Below are 20,701 nucleotides of genomic sequence, written 5' to 3'. Positions count from 1 at the left end.
TCAGAATTTTTAAACTATTATTTTTGAATGTTTAAAATTCTATTTTATCTTGTTCCATCCTATTCCCAAGCCATTTAAAATCCAAACAAACCATCTCGGTTTCCCACACATATAAAAAGCGTTGCTACAAAATCGTAGCAACGCTTTTTATATATGCATATGCCATTAAAATTCACTTAAGTACACTATCAAGCAAGCTTACTGAATTTTAGTCAGCTGGCGGACTATGACTTCTACCACATTTTTAATATAAGGATCTTGTTCTTTTTTTAATGAACTAGGGGAAAAAGTGCGATGTTTCATAATTTCATAATAACCGTACATGCTTTCTTCCAAAGACAGACCTTCATCGCTCATAAATGAGGAATTCAGTATTTTTCGCAAAGCGGCTTCGTCCTGTGCAACGACAAGGGAAGGATTAAGCGGATTGAAATCTTCATCGCTGATGCCGTTTGTATAAAATGTGTGAAGCGTTTCGATTCGTGCAGCTGCTATTTCCAACTTCCGTTTATAAAGGTCAGGACACGTGGATTTTAACTCGTCCAAATAAATCTCTGACGCATAAACTGCTGAAAACGCAGATTGTTCGAAAACGGTAGGCAATCGTTGAACATAAGAAAAGCGGGAATTGTTAATGAAATGATTGGTTTTTTTCAAATAGTCAATATAGATTTCTGTAACTTCCAGGATGATGTCTTCTTTTGATGCGAAAAAGTTATACAGTGACGCTCTGCTGATTCCCATCAAATGAGCTAAATCAAGAATTGTTAAAGAAATAAATCCTTCTGTTCGAACTGTCTCCATAATTTTTTCGGCATAGGAGCGGCGCATAATCTGCCGTTCCTCAGGTGAAATTTTCCGCATATAAACACCCCCATCTTGTGAAAATTATAACACAAGAAAGGTGGAAACAGATTACCATTTTTAAGCCAATTTGTTTGAGTAGACAGGCAAGGGGGGTAAAGAGATAAGATGAATATAATAATAGACTGTTTTTCGTAAAAATGTCTAAAATGTAGAAATGGAGATGAATTGATATGACACAAGGCAAAACGGCAATTATAACAGGTGCCAGCAGCGGGATTGGCCAGGCAACTGCAAAAGAATTGGCTTCTAAAGGGTATCAAGTCCTTCTTGCTGCGAGACGCGAAGACAGATTGATTGAGTTGAAAAAAGAAATAGAAGCTGCTGGAGGTACGGCAGAGTATAAAGTGACAGATGTAACATCGGCAGAGGAAATGAAGGCATTGGCAGAAGAAGCACTCAATAAGTTTGGGCAAATCGACGTATTAGTAAATAACGCCGGGTTGATGCCTTTGTCCTTTATGAATAAATTGAAAATCGATGAATGGGATAAAATGGTCGACGTTAATATTAAAGGCGTTCTTTATGGAATCGCAGCAGTTTTGCCGATTATGGAAAAACAGAAATTCGGCCATGTTCTAAATGTATCTTCTGTAGCTGGACACATGGTATTCAAAGGCAGTGCGGTTTACAGCGGTACGAAATACGCTGTTCGTGCCATTTCTGACGGCTTGCGGCAGGAAATCGATCCTTCGCATGAAATTCGTGTAACCATTGTTTCACCTGGTGCGGTTCAAACAGAACTAACAAGCACGATTACGGACGAAGATGTACTGGCTTCCATGAAAGACCGCGGTTCGATGAAGCCACTCGAAGCGCAGGACATTGCCAATGCGATCGCTTATGCTGTTGAACAGCCGGCACATGTGGACGTTAATGAAATCCTAATCCGTCCTAGACAACAAGCGTAAACCAAATGAAGAATGGAGACGATAAAAGTGAAAACCGATTTTTCGAAAATATATATAAACGGTGAATGGATTCAAGGGTCAAGCGACAGCCAGATGAAAAATACCAATCCCTTTACAGGCGAAGAACTGGTAACGACGCAGGCAGCAGACAAAAGTGATTTGGACACCGCTTACAAAGCAGCCGCTGAAGCACAAGTGGAGTGGGCAAAAGAATTGCCGCAGAATAAACGGGCAGTCATTGAAAAAGCGCTGGAAGTTATGCAGGAAAATAAGGAACTGATTATTGATTGGCTTGTCAAAGAAGCGGGCAGTACCGTCATTAAAGCGACGGTCGAGTTTGGAGCTTCCATCAACATCCTGAAAGAGGCTGCAACATTCCCTTACCGTATGGAAGGCAAAATTCTTCCTTCACAGCAAGCGGGCAAGGAAAACCGCGTATACCGCAATGCGCTGGGAGTGATTGGGATCATCAGCCCGTGGAATTTTCCCTTGCACTTGGCAATTCGTTCGATTGCACCAGCACTCGCTACAGGCAATGCAGTTGTCATTAAGCCGGCTACCGATACGCCAGTAACGGGCGGATTGCTGTTTGCCAGCATTTTTGAAGCAGCCGGATTGCCAAAAGGGCTGTTGAACGTAGTAGTTGGTCGCGGCTCTGAAATTGGCGACGACATCGTGACGCATCCAACACCGCGCCTTATTTCATTTACCGGATCGACGCCAGTCGGAAAACGCATCGGTGAACTTGCCGGGGGCGCATTGAAGAAAACAGCACTCGAGCTTGGCGGCAACAATAACTTTATCGTGTTGAATGATGCCGATGTCGACCAGGCTGTGGATTCTGCATTGTTCGGCAAGTTTTATCACCAGGGACAGATCTGCATGGCAATCAATCGTATTTTTGTTCATGAAGACATTTATGACGAATTTGCCGAGCAGTTTATCGCCCGCGCCGGCAAACTGAAGTTTGGCAACCCGGCAGAGCAGGATACGCAGGTTGGGCCACTGATCAACCGTGATCAAGTAGACCGTATCCTGAAAGAGATAGATGCCACTGTCGAACAAGGTGCAAAAGTGCGCCTTGGCGGAAAAGCAGATGGCAATGTATTGGAGCCGACTGTATTAACAGGCGTGACCAATAGCATGCCGCTTGCGGAAAATGAAATCTTTGGTCCAGTTGCAATCTTGATTCCGTTCAGCAGTGATGAAGAAGTGGTTGAACAGGCAAATGCATATCCATTCGGATTGAGTGGAGCGGTCCATTCGGCAAATATCGAGCACGGCACAAATATTGCACACCAAATCCAGACGGGCATGATCCATGTCAACGACCAGCCGGTCAATGACGAAGCTCATATGCCGTTTGGAGGAGAAAAAGACTCCGGCCTTGGCCGCTTTAACGGTGAATGGGTGCTGGAAGAGTTTACTACCTTAAAATGGTTATCGGTTCAGCATCAGCGCCGTGAATACGGACCATTTGTCAACAATACAAGAAAATAAATGAACCAACGGCAGCCTCAGTAACGGGGCTGCCGTTTTTTTGTGGTGCCAGCTATATATTTATAGAAAGGATAATGGCAAAGAAGAGTCGAATTCTACACCAATACAACGAGTAGAAAAGGAGCTGAAGATCAATGGCTGGATGGTTGCCCCATGTATACGACGCAGCAATGAAGCCGCTGGAAAAAACGCGTTTTGAAAAAATTCGTGCCGGCCTTGTCCATAAAGCACAGGGAAGGGCGTTGGAAATTGGTTTTGGTACAGGCGCCAACTTTCGCTATTACCGCAATGTCGAGCAGGTTGATGCCATTGAGCCAAACCCGGCCATGGCAAAGCAGGCAGTCAAACGCATCAGGAAATCCCGAATTCCGATTCGTCTGTACCAGGCAAAAGCAGAACAGCTGCCGTTTGCCGACAACAGCTTTGACAGCGTGGTTGCGACCTTGGTTTTTTGCACTATCCCGGAACCCATTCGCGCTCTTCAGGAAATCCAAAGAGTCAGCAAGCCGGGAGCCAAGCTTCTTCTATTCGAACATGTCAAAATGGATCAAAAAATAATGGGGAAAACACAAAAGGCTTTGACACCAATCTGGAAAAAACTATGCGACGGCTGCCATTTGGACCGGGACACACTGGAGCTGGTAAAGGCTTCAGGGTGGGAAGTACAAAAGGTGACTTCCTACTACGGCGGGCTATTTTTGACAATTGAATGCCGCAACCCTCAATGACGGCTAAATATACAACAATAGACAGCTTATGAAGAAAGAAGGCGCTGCAAATGACTGAATTTATTCGCATTGAAAAGGCTTTTGAAAACAACTTGAAAAACGTCTCTGTCGCGATTCCAAAACAGCAATTTGTTGTAATTACCGGTCCATCCGGTTCTGGGAAATCTACATTGGCATTGGACATCATCCAACGGGAAAGCCAGCGCCAATATATGGAATTGAACGGTTTAACTACCAATTTCATCAATAAACCCAAAGTAGAGTCCATCACTGGACTGTCGCCTTCCATTGGCATCGGCCAGCAGCAAGCGAGCAATCGCAATCCAAGGTCGACTGTCGGGACGGTGACGGATATGTATACGTATTTGCGTGTCATTTACGAAAAGCTGGGCATACGAGAATGTCCGAATTGCCGCGAGATGGTCCGAAAGCCGAGGGAGCTGGACGAGGAAAGCGAAACGATGCCGTGTTCAGCTTGTGGTTATCAAATGAAAAACTTAAAAAAAGCGCATTTCTCGTTTAATACAATTGAAGGTGCTTGCGAGGCCTGTTCGGGACTAGGAAAAAAGCTTGGGATCCGGACAGAGCTTGTAGTGGATCTCGAAAAAAGTTTAAATGACAGCGCAGTGACGATTTGGAATGCGGCAATAGCCGATTACTACAGCAATTCCGCTGTTGCAGCGGCCGAACATTACGGCTTTACACTAGATAAAACTCTGCCGGTAAAAGACTGGAAGGCAAACCAAAAAGCTTTGCTTTTTTACGGAGTGGAAAGTGAAGAATTCAAAAAGCATTACCCCGCAGTACCACTTCCGAAAACGGTAGCCAAAGGAAAGTTTGAAGGTGTTTTAACTGGGATGTGGAGACGTTATCAAGAAAAAGGGGGAAACTCAGGAGAAGCGGATTTTTTCTTCCAGGAAACCTGTCCTGAATGCCAGGGCACCAAGCTGAAAAAAGAAAGCCGGGAAGTCAAAGTGGGGGGGAAATCGATTTCTGAGGTTTCCCAGATTCCATTGGATGCAATCCTTTCATGGGTAGAGGAAATCTCACAGAATTTTAGGGCGGACGATGAGTCGGTATCGTCATCACTCGTTTTCGAACTGCGTGAAAAAATCAAGCGAATCGTCCATGTCGGCATCGGCTACTTGTCCATGGAAAGACAATCAGCCACTTTGTCAGGCGGTGAAGCTCAACGTCTTAGGCTGGCAACCATTTTGGGCTCCAGTTTGACGGGCGTTTTATATATATTAGATGAACCCACTGCCGGACTGCATCCGAAAGACACGCAAGGTTTGATTGATGTGTTGAAAGAGTTGCGCGACCTTGGCAACTCCGTTCTGGTCATTGAACATGACGTGGATGTCATGAAGCAGGCTGACTGGATCATCGATCTTGGTCCTGGCGCCGGTATAAACGGCGGAGAAATTGGTGGGGAAGGCACGCTGCCTCAACTGATCAGCCAGGAGGATTCAGTGACGGGTGCTTACCTGAAGGAACCGGAATTGCCTGCAAAGACCCGCCGAACAGGCAATGGGCGTTATATAGCTATACAAAATGCCTTTAAAAATAATTTGAAAAACATTACAGTGGAATTTCCGTTGGGTACGTTTACCGCGGTTACTGGCGTGTCTGGTTCCGGTAAATCTTCGTTAGTATTTGAAATACTGGCAGCCAGCGGAGAAACAGATCACATCAAAGATGGCTACGACCAAATTACTGGCACACAAGAACTCGACAGGATGGTCACGGTGGACCAATCTGGTTTGACTCGGATGCAGCGGTCGAATGTGGCGACATACACGGAAATCTACACACTGCTCAGAAATTTGTTTGCCAAATTGCCCCAGTCAAAAAAAGCTGGATTGACCGCAAAGCATTTTTCGTTTAACACGGAAGGCGGACGCTGCGAACACTGTCTTGGAATGGGCTATGTTTTTACACCCATGTATTTTTTGCCGGACATTGAGGTGGTTTGTCCGGTTTGTTCAGGAAAATGCTTTAAGCAAGAGGTATTGGCTGTAACGTACCATGGCCGGTCCATTTCGGACATCCTGAATGTCAGCATCGAGGAAAGCACCAGTTTCTTTGGTGGACAGGACAAGATTCTTTCTACCATCGAGCTGCTCTGTGAAGTTGGGCTTGGTTATCTGAAATGGGGACAAACTTTAACTACTTTGTCAGGAGGCGAAGGACAGCGCTTGAAACTGGCTAAAGAACTGAACCGGAAAAGCAAAGGGGAAACGCTGTATATTTTGGACGAACCTTCCACCGGCCTCCACCCGAACGACGTTAAAAAACTGCTGCTGCTGCTCAATAAACTGGTGGATGAAGGACATACCGTCATTATTGTGGAGCATAATACGCAAATCATCCGAGAAGCTGACTGGGTCATCGATTTGGGACCTGATGGGGGGAATGAAGGGGGACGAGTCATTGCTGAAGGAACTCCGGAAAAGATTGCGGCCAACGAGGCTTCCTATACGGGCAGATACTTGTAGGCAAGTGGTCAGATGGTGGCAATTGCTGGCAAATTTGATTTCTAAATTTGGTGTAAATTTCGATAGTGCTGAATTGACAAAAAAATATTTTTTTCTATAATAATTAGTAGAAAGAGTATTGTTTAACCCCCGTAAAATAGTAGTTAAAGGAGGAAAAGGCGGTGTGATGAAGAGGTGTTTTTTGGAAAATGTCATTGTATGCCGACTTTCTGAGATAAAGTTTTTGAGGAATTCTACTGAACAGTAATCTGAGAGGAGAGTTTTAAAATGAGACTTTTGCCAAGAAAACGGGAAGATGTTTTTCCAAGCCTTTTTAACAGCAACTTTGAAATGGATGTGTTTGACCGTTTTTTCAAAGAAGCCAATTATCCGCAATTAGACATCAAAGATGCCGAAGATCACTATGAAGTGGAAGTTGATATTCCAGGCTTCGCAAAGGAAAACATTTCTGTGGAGTACAAAGATGGCTATCTCCAACTTCAAGGAAAGAAAGAAGAAAATAAAGAAACAACAGAAAATGATGGCCATTATATTCGGAAAGAACGTTCCTATGGTTCATTCAAACGCAGCTTCTACATCGGTGATGTGGATGAAAATCATATCTCCGGGTCTTTTAAAGATGGCGTATTGATGCTGCAAGTGCCCAAATCAAAAGAAGATAAGCAAAAAGACGAAGGCCATCAGATCAAGATCGAATAGCTTCACGGGTGCAGTAAAAAAACCGAAAAGCCTTTTGGCTTTTCGGTTTTTTAGTGGCATTAGGATAAATTTTGGTATTCCCGTTCTATATAACTGGACAAATCTTCTGCTTTTTCTCCTGTGATTCGCTCAAAATCCGCTGTAACTTCTCCCATTAACCCTTTAGCCGCTGCTTCATATAACGAAACAAGAACTGGCCCGAAGCCTTTTGGTTCATCATAGAGTTCTGCAAACTGTTCATTAGTGAGCGGGTCGTAAACAATAGGCGAACCGCTGATTCGGCTCATTAGCTCAGCAAGTTCATTCATTGACCAGGCTTTTGGTCCGGTTAATGTATGCTCTCTGCCGTGCAATTCTTCATTCACAGCAATTTTCACAATGGCTTTTGCCAAATCTGCCCTGGAGATAAAAGAGATTTTTTGATCTGCTACCGGATAAAGAATTTTCCCTCGTCGGGCGAGTTCCGGAAGATAGGGCGGCAAAGGATCAGAGTACATGCCATTCCGGATATAGGTGTATGGAACACTTCCTGATGCCAACCGGCGCTGGACATAGCCGAAAAAAGGGCTCATCTTAAAAGGGTTATTGCCGTGATCAGCCATAAAACCAATAAAGATAAACTGTTTAACCCCGGTTTTTTCTGCCGCGACGATAGCATTTTCAAATTCCATAATTCGTGCGACGCTTGGAAAAGTCAGGCTGGGGATGTAAATGAGGACATCAGTCCCGCGAAAAGCAGCAGCGAGTGCCTGTTCAGACCGGTAATTTGCTTGTTTAATCCCAATTCCCAGTTTTTTAAAACGAACGGCTTTATCGGGATTGCGGACAGTCAGCAAAAGGTTTTCGGGAGCGAGGTGCTTTAAAGCTTCTTCGACGATTTTCACTCCAAGATTTCCAGTAGCAGCGGTGATGTTGTAATTCATTTTGAATTCCTCCCATCCACAGTTACCTTTCTCCAATTATAATCCGTTTTTACCGAAAAAGTGAACTAACTGCCTGGTTTTTACGTAGTATAGGTAAGAGGAATAAAGAGGCAAACTGTACGGCATTTCTCGAACAAGATTTTGTATCATGACGTCCATAAAAAAGAAAAGATTTTCCTGTAGCGGGAAGTATAGTAAGGTAGAAAGACGAAATATGTAATAAAGGAGACAGGGGATGGAGAAAAGTACCGATACCAGCTTATATTTGCGGATCAGTGACCAGGACAAAGAAGCACTGGAACAATTATACGACCGCTACGAAAAAATCCTTTTTTCATTTCTATATAAGATGCTGGAAGATCGCGATCTGGCTGAGGAAGCGCTGCAGGAGGTTTTCATTAAAATCTGGCGCGGCAAAGGGGTATACGATGAAAGCAAAGGGAAATTTACTTCCTGGCTGTTCAGAATGGCACAAAACACGGCGATCGATTTGATACGAAAACGCAAAAAACCGACGGTGCCGATTGAAGAAGCCGCACAAACGGCCAGCAATGACGCGCCTGTAGACGTGCAGGTAGAATGGCAGGAAAAGCAGGATCAGATTCAAACGGCTGTTCAGCACTTGTCAGCCGAACAGCAAAAAATGATTGATTTGTTCTACTTTAAGGGACATACTCATGAAACAATTGCGGATATGTGCGATATTCCGCTGGGGACTGTAAAGAGCCGAATACGTCTGGCTTTAAAGAAATTAAAAACATCACTGCACGGGATGCAGGAAAGGGGGGCTTATGATGACTAACATGGATTGTGACCATTTAGTGGATTATCTGAACGGCACGCTGTCGGCAGATGAAATCCAGCTATTTGAACAACATTTGAAAACATGCACGGAATGCCAGGAAATAATAGAAGCAACTGGCGAGCTCCCTTATCTTGCGGATCCTATAGAACCGCCGGCTGATATGAAAGCGCGAATTCTGTCCAATGTATTTGAAGAAAAACCGGAACAGGACAATCCGCCAGCAGCATTAGATCCGGCAATGTCTCCCATACCGCTGCACCGGAAGAAAAGTAAGCCGAATATATGGAAACCGCTTATAGCGGCTGTATTCCTGGCATCGCTTTTGGGCAATGCCTATGCATTCCTGCAGCTGTCAGATCAGGACGATGCACCGGAAACGGCGATTGAATCCATTGAACTCCAGCCAAATGAAGCATTTGCAGGAACGGCAACCGCAGCTATGATTGAAGAAGAAGGATCGCTGAATTTGGTTGTTCAAGCCGATCAATTGGCAGAACTGGATGCCAGCCAAGTGTATCAAGTATGGTTAATCAAGGATGACCAGCCGATACCAGCGGGTGCATTTTCACCTAATCCGAACGGAGAAGGGGCAAGTTACTACCAACTGGATGCAGATTCGACTGAATGGGATACGATTGCTATTACGCTCGAACCGCAGGCAGGGAACGAATTGCCGGAAGGTGAAATTGTTTTAAGTGCAGGAATTTAGCTGGCCGCTTTGCGGTCAGTTTTTTTATTTTTAAAAAATGTGATCTAAATGAAAGCGCTCTCCGTTATGTCTTTGAAACCATAAAAAGAAAAAGGGAGCGATTACTTATGAAATTAAACAAATGTCTTTTAGCACTTCCACTATCATTAGCCTTATTGGTACCAACGGCGGCATTGGCAGACAGCCACGGCCATTCCACTCCGGCAAGCGAAACCGCGATGGAGTCAAGCACGGCGACACCGGCTGCAGAATTGCGCATTGCCTTGGATACCGTCTTAACGGAACATGCCTTTTTAGCGGTTGAAACGATGCGCAAAGGCGCAGATGGCGCGGAAGATTTTGATCAAGCTTCGGCCGCGCTGCTGGCGAACTCGGATGACCTGGCCGCAGCTGTGACTTCGGTCTATGGCGAAGAAGGCGGAGCAGCGTTCCTTGAAGTCTGGAATTCCCATATTGGCTATTTCGTTGATTATGTAGTTGCAACTGGTGAAGACAACCAGGAAGCGAAAGATCAGGCGTTAGCTGCTTTGGAAGAATACAAAGTGGAACAATCGGCCTTCTTTGATACGGCAACAGAAGGACTCTTGCCAGCCGCAGCGGTTCAAGAAGGACTGGACGTGCACGTGGATCAGCTGATCACGGCGTTTGATGCGTATGTAGCGGGCGACTTCGAAGCGGCTTATGCCGGCGAACGCGAATCGATCCACCACATGAGCATGTTCGCGGAAAGCTTGTCGATTGCCATCACGACGCAATTCCCAGAGAAATTTGACAACACCAACCCCGATACCCCGGCAGTGGACTTGCGCGCTACGTTGAACGCGACGTTCACGGAACACGCGGGACTTGCGGCCATGGCGATGCAAGACGGAGCGGACGGCGCGGAAAGCTTTGACCAGGCATCAGCTGCACTTTTAGCCAATGCGGATGACCTGACGGCTGCCGTCACGTCTGTCTACGGCGAAGAAGCCGGCGCACAGTTTGATGAAACGTGGAAATCGCACATCGGCTATTTTGTCGACTATGTAGTTGCGACAGGTGAAGAGAACACAGAAGGCCAGGAACAGGCACGTGCGGAACTGGATGAATACATCGTGGAACAGGCAGCCTTGCTGGATTCGGCAACAGAAGGACGCGTTCCGGCGGATGCACTGGAAGAAGGGTTGACGGCACACGTAGAACAGTTATTGACCGCATTTGATTCATACGTAGCAGGCGATTACGAAACGGCGTACAGCTCGATTCGTGAAGCGTATGCACACATGACGATGCCGGCAGCTGGCTTGTCTGCAGCGATTGTGGACCAGTTCCCGGAAGAATTCGGGGCAACGGAAATGCCATCTGAAATGCCTGCGACAGGCATGGGCGGCACAGCGGATACCGGATCATTCCCATTCCTATGGGTATTGGCTGGCTTAATGCTTGCGGCTCTGACGACGGCAGTAGCTGTTCGCACGCGTAAGCAGTAATCTAAAGTGAATTTGTAAAAAGTAAAGATAGAAGTGAAGTAAAGAGACGGCCCCAAATCCATAAAACATGGATTTGGGGCCGTCTTTGTGTGTTTACAAAATTCCGTATAGGTTAATTTAAATACCGGTACATCCTCCGCTTCGCCCAGAAGGCCACACCAAAGACCGGCAAACTTCTTCGCAGTTGTTTAGCGGCATATCTGCTTTGTAATATTGGCAATTCAATTTATTTTATTGGAGTAAACTTTGTGGTTTTTTGAAAAAGGCATTGCATTACATATTATATAAGGATATGATGTAAAGCGTAATAGTTACGTTTTGTGGAATGGGTTACATAAGATACAGCTAACACAAGAAAAGTTCCCTCCATTCTCTGTGTGCAGTAGAGGAGAAAGGAGGGAATTATTTTCAGTATTATAAATCGTAATAATTACATTTTAAAGACAGGGAGAGTGTTCAGGTATGAAAAACACATTTATATTATGGCTTATGGCTGTCTCGTTGCTATTAACTGCATGTACATCGGATACAGCAGATCAGACAGAGGATCGCAAAGAACTCAACTTGTTGTTCAATTTCGCAGCGAGGTCGCTTGATCCCAATGTGGACAGCAGCTATGTACCGTTGCGCGCAGGAATAACGGAAACTTTGGTGCATTTGAACGACGATACGCTGACGCTGGAGCCATGGCTGGCAGAAAGCTGGGAAAGTGAAGATGGCCAGGAGTGGACGATCCGGCTGAGAGACGATGTAACGTTTCAAAACGGCAACCCGATGGATGCGGCGGCTGTAAAAGCTTCACTGGAGCGTGCAATGGTGGACAATATCGCCATCAGCAATGCACTCCGGATTGAGTCGATCGCAGCGGATGGCTATCAGTTGACCATCAAAACAATTATGCCATTTCCTGAATTTCCATCTGAGTTGGTTCACCCGAATACATCAATTATCGATGTAACAGAGCCCGATTACATAAACAAACCGATTGGCACGGGACCTTTTGCCGTTTCCTCCTTTACACCCGGAACAGCAGTTGATTTAATCCGCTACGATGAATACTGGGACGGGGCTGCCAAATTGGAAGCTGCACGATTTTCATTTAACGAAGACGCCAATGCAAGATCATTGGCACTTGAATCAGGAGATGCAGACATCGTTTTCCGTCCGGAAGTTCAAGGCTTGGAAAACCTGGAAGCAATAGAAGGGGTAGAGGTGGAATCCACTTCAACTTTCCGGGTCCATCAAATGACGATGAACCTCGAGCGGGAATCGATGAAAGACATCCATGTCCGTAAAGCTGTGGACGTACTGATCAATCGAGAGTCAATTGCGGAAACCATCCTGAAAGGCCATGCGGAAGTTGCAAATGGTCCGTTTCCTTCGACATTTACCTTTGCGCCGGATTACCCTGCAAAGCAGACCGGATCCGAAGAAGCCAGAACCCTCTTAGCGAAAGCGGGCTATGAAGAAAAGGACGGTGTCATGCAAAAAGAAGGAGAGCCTTTGGAGCTTACTTTACTAACCTATAGTGCACGTGCAGATTTACCGCTGATCGCCCAAGTATTCCAGTCGGATGCCAAAGAGTTGGGGATCACGGTAGACATTCAGCAAATTGAAGGGCCAGAAGAATACATGGCAACAAACCGCGATTGGGATTTGACAACCTACAGCAATCTGACTGCGCCTCGAGGAGATGCAGGATATTATTTGAATGCGACTTACCATCCACAAGGTGCCTTGAACTTCAGTGGAGCGGACGACGATGCCCTGACTGCGCTGATCGACGAGTTGAATGCAACTGTGGGTGAAGAATCACGATCGGCAATTGCTGAAAAAATTGCTTTATATGTCGATGAGCAGGTTTACAATTCGTTTATTCTCCACCCGAATACGTTGGTCGCCTATAATGCGGACAAAGTAGAAAACTGGGTAACTTCCCGCAGTGAATATTATATGTTGACAAATACCTTGGATGTGAATTAAATGCTGCAAATTTTACTGAAAAGATCCATCGAAGTGACCGTTTTTCTTCTGCTGGTTACATTTGTCAGCTTCTTGTTTGCACGGCTCGCGCCAGGTGATCCGGTGCTGTCCATCCTTCGTGTTGACGATGTATCGGTAACCGCTGCACAAGTGGAAGAGCTTCGAGAGGATATGGGATTTAATGAACCGCTCCTTGTGCAATATGGCGAGTGGTTCATGGATTTTGTGAAGCTGGACTTCGGCAATTCCTATTTGACCGATCAACCTGTTTTGGAAATGCTCCTCAGCGGACTTCCGGCAACTTTGGAATTGGCTGCAGGAGCTTTGCTTGTTATGCTGCTGATCGCATTGCCGCTCGGATCACTTGCCGCAATATACAGGGGCAGTTGGGTCGACCAGATCAGCCGTTGGTTTTCCCTGGTCGGAGCGGCAGTTCCAAGCTTTTGGCTCGGATTATTATTAATCGACTTATTTGGTGTGCGGCTGAACCTGCTGCCGACAATGGGACGCGATGGATTCGTTTCGATGATTCTTCCATCCGTAACTCTTGGTCTTGCCATCACCAGTGTCTATGTTCGGCTGCTGCGTTCCAGTTTGATTGATTCTCTCAGCAATGATTACATAAAAGCTGCACGTTCGAGAGGGATCTCAGAAATTCGAATCTTTTTCTTTCACGCGCTGCGTGCTGCTTTGCCTCCGATCATTACCGTTTTTGGCGTCAGCCTTGGAAGTTTGATCGGTGGAGTTGTTGTCATCGAGGTGATCTTTGCGTATCCGGGAATCGGCAAGATGGTTGTAGAAGCGATTAGAGCACGGGACTACCCCGTCATCCAAGGATATCTGTTCATCATGGCCATCATCGTTTTTGTTGTAAACAGCCTGGTAGATATTTCTTACCGGTACTTGAATCCGGAAATTAGATTAAAGGAAGGGAAAGAAAGCTAATGACCGCTTTAACAAAAAAAATACGCAAGCCCAATTGGAAAGCGAGCATGCTCATACTGCTGCTATGCCTGTTGGCGCTACTAGCGGCATATACCTTCCTTTTTTTGAAGCATGATGCAGATGCGGTCGATTTGAATTCCCAGCTGATGCCGATGAGTTTTGACCACCCTTTTGGAACAGATCATTTGGGAAGGGATGTATTGACACGGATTTTACTGGGCGCTCAGCTGACAGTCGGCTATGCTTTTATGGCCCTCTTGGCAGCGATAGCTATCGGATTGCCTATCGGCTTGATAGCAGGCTATAAAGGTGGAAGGCTGGAACGGATTTTAATGCGCATTGCAGACACGTTTCTTGCTTTTCCTGATACCATTGTCGCGATTGTCTTGAGCGGCCTGTTGGGTCCGGGAATTGAAAATCTCCTGTTGGCAATTGTTTTTGTAAAGTGGGTCAATTATGCCCGCCTAGTCAGAAGCACAGTGGTCAGCGAACGCCAAAAAGAATATATCTCAATGGCGAAAATCAACGGCTTGGGAGACGGACAGATTATCCGCAAGCATCTTTTTCCTCACATTATCGGTAATGTATTGGTGTTGGCAAGCCTGGATCTGGGAAAGATCATCCTATTGATCTCCTCATTATCCTATATCGGCCTTGGGGCGCAGCCGCCGGCTCCAGAGTGGGGCGCCATGCTCAATGATGCCCGCCCTTATTTTCAATCGATGCCAGCATTGATGATTTATCCGGGACTTGCGATAGTCACCGTGGTGCTCATTTCCAATGTGCTGGGCGATTATTTGCGGGACAAGTTTGATGTGAAAAAGGAAGTGCAGTCATGAGTGTATTGGAAGTTAAAAAGCTGACCGTTGGAACGAAAAGCCAGCCCTTCGTCAAAGGGATTTCATTCGAAGTTCAGCGAGGTGAATGGCTGGCAGTTGTCGGGCAAAGCGGAAGCGGAAAAAGCATGGCCGCTTCCGCGATCGGCGGGTTGCTGAAGCCGAACTTATCAGCGGGCGGTATGGTCCGTTTTAACGGCAATGACATACTTGAAATGCCATCAAAAAAAATGAGGGAAATACGAGGCAAAGGGATTGCCTATATTTTTCAGGATTATCAAAGCTCTTTTACACCGTTCTTAACGATCGGCAAACATTTTGATGAATACCAGCGGACTCATTTAAGCATGAAGAAATCTCAGAGAATAGAGAACACACAACAGGCTCTCCTATCTGTCGGCCTCGCAGCCGAGCTTTCGACCCGTTACCCCTTCCAGTTGAGCGGTGGACAGCTCCAGCGTGCGGCGATTGCGCTCGCTTTGCTGATGAAGCCTGATTTGGTGATTGCCGATGAGCCGACCACGGCTTTGGACAGCATTTCCTCTTTTCGCATACTGCAATTGCTGGCAAAGTTAAAAGAAGAATCAGGCTGTGCCATTCTGTACATAACACACGATCTTCGTCATGCTGCCAACTATGCGGACAACATTCTGGTGATGAAAGAAGGACACATTGTTGAACAAGGAGAACAAGCGCAAATTTTGGCATGCCCTGAACACACGTATACCCGATCGCTGATTGAAGCGGTTCCGATTCTTAAGCAAACGTCAAACTTATAGTATGGGAGATAAATAATGGAATTAATGAAAATCAGCCATGTAGATAAAACCTATTCAAATGGTTTAAAGGTACTCGATAATGTGTCGTTTTCTCTCGAAAAAGGTGAATGTCTTGGCATTATTGGTGAAAGTGGCTGCGGAAAAAGCACGCTGGCCAGATGTTTGCTTCAATTGGAACCTATAGATGCCGGGGAAATTTCAATTAATGGTGAACCGGTTCAAAATTTAACGAAAAAAAACTTCAAACCTTTCAGGAAGCAGATGCAAGCCGTTTTCCAGAATCCATCTGCTTCTTTGAATCCTAAACTGAAAATACGGGATTCTTTGATGGATCCTTATTTGCAGTTTGGCGGCCAAAAAGAGCTGCAGCATTTCAGTTACACGAGCAAAGAAAACTATGTTGGGCAGCTGTTGGAAGCAGTTGAACTTCCAGCTTGCCTAGGAGATCGGTATCCGCATGAACTGAGCGGGGGGCAGCAGCAGCGAGTCACCATCAGCCGTGCCATTAGCATCGAACCCGAAATCATGATACTGGATGAACCCACTTCGAGCCTCGACGTGCTATCCCAAGCTTCGATTTTAAAATTGCTGGACAATCTTCGCCAGCAATTCTCACTTTCCTACATTTTCATTTCCCACGACTTAGCGGCTGTTGCTTCACTAAGTCAACAGCTGCTTGTTATGAAGGATGGGCGCATGGTGGATGGTTTTGGCAGTGCGGAAATCTTTTCGCACGATCGCCATCCATATACAAAGGAATTGGTGTCCATGTTCTAATTATAGAAACTTTGAATGGTAAGCAGTTCATTATAAAATTAGATTAAAATCATCTATATAAGTTAAACCCATGATTTGCGCCTGCTGATATCCTGCAAATCAAATCCACTCTCAGCAAGCAGGATGTCAGGCGCACTTTGCCAGGCTTTTTGCGGGAGACCTGCCCAAAACGGACAGAGCGATGGGTAAAAACTGGATTCTTGAGTTCAAAATATAGCAAGGTTAGGAGCTTCCCGATGAATCATCGTACATACCTGGCCTTGGCCATTCCCTTGACCATTTCTACTGTAACGACTCCTTTACTGGGGGCTGTAGATACAGCAGTCGTAGGGCAATTGCCGAATCCTGCTTATATTGGCGGTGTGGCAATCGGCACGGTCATCTTTAATACACTTTACTGGCTGTTTGGCTTCCTGCGCATTGGCACGTCAGGTTTTACAGCGCAGGCTCATGGCGCAAATGACCAGTTGCTTGGGACACTTGCATTCATCCGCCCGCTGATCATCGCGCTCGCTGTGGGAATTGGTTTTTGGGTGTTGCAAAAACCGATTGAATACGCGGCGTTAAGTTTGCTTAACCCTGCCGAAGACGTCGCTGCGCTGGCTTCCGATTATTTTGGCATCCGTATTTGGGGTGTGCCGTTTACATTGGTCAACTATGTCATTATGGGCTGGCTGATCGGCATGTCCCGCATTAAAATTTCCGTGATGATCCAAGTATTGATGAACCTGCTGAATATCGGGCTGGATGTGCTTTTTGTTTTTGGATTTGGATGGGGAGTTTCTGGAGTTGCATCCGCCACGCTGATAGCTGAAGTGGCAGCCTGCCTGATCGGCTTGCTGATTGTCTGGCGCGGCACAGCTTACCGCTTCCAGCTGCCTTCACTCAAGATGGTTGCCGACGGTTCATCTGTCCGTAAAATGATGGCTGTCAATCAGGATTTGTTTATCCGCACCATCTGCCTGCTTGCTGTCTTTAATTTGTTCACCTATAAAAGTGCGGCTTTTGGAACGGAGACCTTGGCGGCGAATGCAGTACTGCTGCAAATTCACTACTTGATGGCCTATTTTTATGACGGCCTTTCCAACGCTTCCAGCATTCTTTCCGGCAAGGCGATCGGTTCAAAAAATCCCGTACTTTTCAAAAAAAATCTAAAGTTGTCTTTTCAATGGGCTTTCTTTTCGTCACTGATCCTGACTGCACTTTATTGGCTTTTCAACACTAAGATCTTTTCCTTTTTTACGGCTATTCCTGAAGTCATTGAACTGGGCGGACTCTATGGGGACTGGCTGTTGCTGTTTCCTTTAGTTTCAAGTTTCGGCATCGTTTTGTATGGCGTATTTACGGGGGCAACTGAAACGGCGCCGATCCGGAATTCAATGCTATTGGCGTTAGGTGTTTTTTTGCTTGCGCTTTGGGCGGGGGTGCCGCTTCTGCAAAACCACGGAGTTTGGCTGGCGTTCATCCTGTTCAGTTTGGGCAGGTCTGTTTTTCTGATTTTATATATACCGAGGCTGAAAAGGCTTATAAAAAAAACGGAGACTGGATTTTGACAAAGCAGCCATGCTATTAAAGTAACTTTGGGCTTTGACATCCTTTGTAAAATAAAGTACATTATCATATGGACGAACAATTAATAAGATATATAGATATATCATTCGTGTATAGGGGTGTAATTTATGGAAAATGTATTTGATTACGAAGATATTCAGTTGGTTCCTGCAAAAGCGGTGGTAGACAGCCGTTCAGAATGTGATACGTCGATTGAGTTTGGCGGACGGAAATTTCAATTGCCAGTTGTACCTGCAAATATGCAGACCATCGTAGATGAGAAAATTGCCAAATTTCTGGCTGAAAATAATTATTTTTATATTATGCATCGCTTCGAACCCCAAAAACGATTGGCGTTTGCAAAAGACATGCAGCAGCGGGGCCTTTATGCGTCCATCAGCGTCGGCGTAAAACCGGAAGAATACGAATTTGTCCAGCTATTGGCTGATGAAAAAATCACGCCGGAATACATCACGATCGATGTGGCTCATGGCCATTCCAATGCGGTGATCAACATGATACAGCATATCAAGAAATTGCTTCCGAACAGTTTCCTGATTGCCGGAAATGTCGGTACGCCCGAAGCAGTACGGGAATTGGAGCACGCTGGAGCGGATGCCACAAAAGTAGGCATTGGACCAGGGAAAGTGTGCATCACCAAAATAAAGACCGGCTTTGGCACAGGAGGCTGGCAATTGGCGGCACTGCGCTGGTGTGCAAAAGCGGCAAGCAAGCCGATCATTGCAGACGGCGGCATTCGCACACATGGCGATATTGCCAAGTCGGTTCGTTTCGGGGCATCAATGGTCATGATAGGTTCTCTTTTTGCTGGACACGAAGAATCACCGGGCCAAACCATCAATCAGGATGGCAAATTGCTGAAAGAATATTTTGGTTCAGCATCGGAATTCCAAAAAGGCGAGAAGAAAAACGTTGAAGGCAAGAAAATGTTCGTGGAATACAAAGGGTCGTTAAAAGACACTTTGGGGGAAATGGAACAAGATCTTCAATCCGCGATTTCCTATGCTGGAGGAGACAAGCTGCTTGCAATCCGCAACGTGGATTACGTTATCGTTAAAAATTCGATCTTTAATGGCGACAAAGTTTATTGAAAAACGCAAAACCCCTCAATCTGTCGATGGAGGGGTTTTGTGCTGTTTGGAATTCTTTAGGCGATCCAATTGCCAAATGGCTATGGAAACAATAAAAACGGCAGCAAATAGAAGATATTGGACGTTTGTCGGGACCACTTGCGTAATTCCATAAACGGCAGCGAGCTCTAAAATCACTGCAGGAACTTTGCCGATTGTGCTGGCGAGCCAGAACAGTTTGGCGTTTATCTTTGTGAGTGCCGCACCTGCCGTAACAAAACCGGATGGCATAAAGGGAAGCAGCCGAAAAAGGATTACCAGGCTGAACACGCGTTTATTCGATTGATGCTGGAACTTTTGCCAAAACGGGTGGCGCAGCCATTTCGGATTGGCTTTGGAAAATCCAAAGCGATACAAATAAAATCCCAGTAAGGCGCCAAAAATTTCACCGGTAAATGTTAATACTGCACCGCCTTGGAGGCCAAACGACTGGATATTGACTGCGGTCACCAAGACACTCGGAATAAAGCCGGCAGCTCCAACTGCTAAGTTGACGATAAGAAGAACGATAAATTCCATCCAAACAGGTAAATATTCGATAACAACTGCCCCCTTTAAATGGTTGGATATTACAAATGGGCTAATGCATGGATCAACCGGCATTTCTGACAGAATGAGTGTTCAGTTATATTTTATCACGGATGCAAAATGGTGTTTAAGAAAAATCGGATGTCTGACGTTTTTATTGCTGCTGGAGAGAAACCACAAAATCCGGGAATTTAATGTTCGTTGATTTTTAAAAAGCAGACGTTTTATTTTTTAATGAAATGGATAAGGAATAGTAAAAGAAAAGAAGAAAGGAGGTTCAGTAGAGGGGAACTGACAAATCTCTCCAGTCAATGGAAGGAACCATTTGGTGAGCAAAAGCTGAAAATATCCAGAGGAGGAACGATTCATGAAAATTACAGACATCATGACTACCGATGTAACGACCTGTAAGCCGGATATCACTATTCGGGAGCTGGCATCCAAGATGATGGAACTTGATGTTGGATCCATTCCAATCAGCGACGGCGAGCGGTTGCTTGGAATTGTTACAGACCGCGACATCGTCATCCGGGGAATCGCTGCTCAAGTTTCATTGGATCGACCTGTGTCTCAGATTCTAACGTCACACTTAGTTACCGGAACAACTGATATGTCCATTAAAGACGCTGCTGAGATAATGTCCAAACATCAAATTCGGCGACTTCCGATTGTGCAAAATGATCAGTTGATTGGCATCGTTTCGTTGGGTGATATTGCCGTAAGAGACCGTACAGACGACAATGCCAGCATGATCTTAGAGGAAGTATCCGAATCTGATAACACGAGACTGCAATAACGAGAAAGGTTATGTATGGGCTGTCTCCTTCAGTAAACTAAGTCAAACCATTTTTAAAGACCGCTAATTCTTTCATGAGTTAACGGTCTTTAAAAATGGAGGAATTAAAAAGTGTGACGGCATTTTTTCAGCGTTTGGATAGAACTTTTTATGCCCACCAGACCCTAACTGAAGATTATTAATCGAAACTTACGCGGGATTAAAACGTAAAGAACTAAACATGCCCGGGAGTATCCTTAGCGCCAATGC

The 20,701-nt window shown here is 45.5% G+C and carries 19 protein-coding genes; 16 read left to right on the top strand and 3 right to left on the bottom strand.

Annotated features, from left to right (window positions below):
* Nucleotides 1–198: 198 nt before the first annotated feature.
* Nucleotides 199–864 (bottom strand): TetR/AcrR family transcriptional regulator, encoded by a 666-nt coding sequence (locus tag QOZ98_RS00975; RefSeq protein WP_308785691.1) that lies wholly within the window; start codon nt 862–864, stop codon nt 199–201.
* A gap of 173 nt (nt 865–1,037) precedes the next feature.
* On the opposite strand from QOZ98_RS00975, the gene QOZ98_RS00970 reads away from it, so the two are divergent.
* From QOZ98_RS00970 to QOZ98_RS00950, 5 genes are all read left to right on the top strand, one after another.
* Entirely contained in the window at nt 1,038–1,775 is a 738-nt protein-coding gene (locus QOZ98_RS00970; RefSeq protein ID WP_308785690.1) for an SDR family oxidoreductase, read from the top strand.
* A 27-nt stretch (nt 1,776–1,802) separates the two neighbouring features.
* Nucleotides 1,803–3,275 carry an aldehyde dehydrogenase family protein gene (locus tag QOZ98_RS00965; protein ID WP_308785689.1) on the top strand — a complete coding sequence of 491 codons (1,473 nt, stop codon included), beginning with the start codon at nt 1,803–1,805 and terminating at the stop codon, nt 3,273–3,275.
* Nucleotides 3,276–3,409: 134 nt separating this feature from the next.
* A complete protein-coding gene (locus tag QOZ98_RS00960; protein ID WP_308785688.1) occupies nt 3,410–4,003 on the top strand; it encodes a class I SAM-dependent methyltransferase in 594 nt (197 codons plus the stop codon).
* Nucleotides 4,004–4,053: 50 nt separating this feature from the next.
* Nucleotides 4,054–6,501, top strand: coding sequence for an excinuclease ABC subunit UvrA (gene uvrA, locus QOZ98_RS00955; RefSeq protein ID WP_308785687.1), 2,448 nt, complete (start codon nt 4,054–4,056; stop codon nt 6,499–6,501).
* 267 nt (nt 6,502–6,768) lie between these two features.
* Entirely contained in the window at nt 6,769–7,200 is a 432-nt protein-coding gene (locus QOZ98_RS00950) for an Hsp20/alpha crystallin family protein (protein WP_308785686.1), read from the top strand.
* A 59-nt stretch (nt 7,201–7,259) separates the two neighbouring features.
* On the opposite strand, the gene QOZ98_RS00945 is transcribed toward QOZ98_RS00950, so the two are convergent.
* Nucleotides 7,260–8,123 (bottom strand): SDR family oxidoreductase, encoded by an 864-nt coding sequence (locus QOZ98_RS00945; protein WP_308785685.1) that lies wholly within the window; start codon nt 8,121–8,123, stop codon nt 7,260–7,262.
* Between the two features lie 235 nt (nt 8,124–8,358).
* Here QOZ98_RS00945 and QOZ98_RS00940 point away from each other — a divergent pair, with 235 nt between their 5' ends.
* The 10 genes from QOZ98_RS00940 to guaC all read left to right on the top strand — a co-directional run bounded on the left by QOZ98_RS00940 (nt 8,359) and on the right by guaC (nt 19,089).
* On the top strand, nt 8,359–8,925 hold the full coding sequence (locus QOZ98_RS00940; RefSeq protein WP_308785684.1) for an RNA polymerase sigma factor: 567 nt from the start codon (nt 8,359–8,361) through the stop codon (nt 8,923–8,925).
* Nucleotides 8,918–9,637 (top strand): anti-sigma factor, encoded by a 720-nt coding sequence (locus QOZ98_RS00935; protein ID WP_308785683.1) that lies wholly within the window; start codon nt 8,918–8,920, stop codon nt 9,635–9,637. The genes QOZ98_RS00940 and QOZ98_RS00935 overlap by 8 nt, the downstream gene beginning before the upstream one ends.
* A 107-nt stretch (nt 9,638–9,744) precedes the next feature.
* Nucleotides 9,745–11,106: a copper amine oxidase gene (locus QOZ98_RS00930; RefSeq protein ID WP_308785682.1), complete on the top strand. Its 1,362-nt coding sequence runs from the start codon at nt 9,745–9,747 to the stop codon at nt 11,104–11,106.
* 462 nt (nt 11,107–11,568) lie between these two features.
* The gene (gene nikA, locus QOZ98_RS00925; protein WP_308785681.1) at nt 11,569–13,089 is read left to right on the top strand and encodes a nickel ABC transporter substrate-binding protein; all 1,521 of its coding nucleotides are present in this window, start codon (nt 11,569–11,571) and stop codon (nt 13,087–13,089) included.
* Complete coding sequence (nikB, locus tag QOZ98_RS00920) at nt 13,090–14,034, top strand: nickel ABC transporter permease (protein WP_308785680.1); 945 nt, start codon at nt 13,090–13,092, stop codon at nt 14,032–14,034. It abuts the gene before it with no gap.
* Complete coding sequence (gene nikC, locus QOZ98_RS00915; protein WP_308785679.1) at nt 14,034–14,873, top strand: nickel transporter permease; 840 nt, start codon at nt 14,034–14,036, stop codon at nt 14,871–14,873. The genes nikB and nikC overlap by 1 nt, the downstream gene beginning before the upstream one ends.
* A complete protein-coding gene (locus QOZ98_RS00910; protein WP_308785678.1) occupies nt 14,870–15,649 on the top strand; it encodes an ABC transporter ATP-binding protein in 780 nt (259 codons plus the stop codon). The genes nikC and QOZ98_RS00910 overlap by 4 nt, the downstream gene beginning before the upstream one ends.
* A 15-nt stretch (nt 15,650–15,664) precedes the next feature.
* A complete protein-coding gene (locus QOZ98_RS00905) occupies nt 15,665–16,426 on the top strand; it encodes an ABC transporter ATP-binding protein (RefSeq protein WP_308785677.1) in 762 nt (253 codons plus the stop codon).
* A gap of 236 nt (nt 16,427–16,662) precedes the next feature.
* Nucleotides 16,663–17,979 (top strand): MATE family efflux transporter, encoded by a 1,317-nt coding sequence (locus QOZ98_RS00900; RefSeq protein ID WP_308785676.1) that lies wholly within the window; start codon nt 16,663–16,665, stop codon nt 17,977–17,979.
* A 126-nt stretch (nt 17,980–18,105) separates the two neighbouring features.
* Nucleotides 18,106–19,089 carry a GMP reductase gene (gene guaC / locus QOZ98_RS00895; protein ID WP_308785675.1) on the top strand — a complete coding sequence of 328 codons (984 nt, stop codon included), beginning with the start codon at nt 18,106–18,108 and terminating at the stop codon, nt 19,087–19,089.
* 15 nt (nt 19,090–19,104) lie between these two features.
* On the opposite strand, the gene QOZ98_RS00890 is transcribed toward guaC, so the two are convergent.
* Nucleotides 19,105–19,647, bottom strand: coding sequence for a TVP38/TMEM64 family protein (locus QOZ98_RS00890; RefSeq protein ID WP_308785674.1), 543 nt, complete (start codon nt 19,645–19,647; stop codon nt 19,105–19,107).
* Between the two features lie 376 nt (nt 19,648–20,023).
* On the opposite strand from QOZ98_RS00890, the gene QOZ98_RS00885 reads away from it, so the two are divergent.
* Nucleotides 20,024–20,452 carry a CBS domain-containing protein gene (locus QOZ98_RS00885; RefSeq protein ID WP_308785673.1) on the top strand — a complete coding sequence of 143 codons (429 nt, stop codon included), beginning with the start codon at nt 20,024–20,026 and terminating at the stop codon, nt 20,450–20,452.
* Nucleotides 20,453–20,701: the final 249 nt, after the last annotated feature.

This window comes from Planomicrobium stackebrandtii (assembly GCF_030814955.1).
In the GTDB taxonomy this organism is placed as follows: domain Bacteria; phylum Bacillota; class Bacilli; order Bacillales_A; family Planococcaceae; genus Planococcus; species Planococcus stackebrandtii.
Note: the sequence above shows the minus strand (reverse complement) of the source record. Positions and strands in the feature narration are given on the sequence as shown.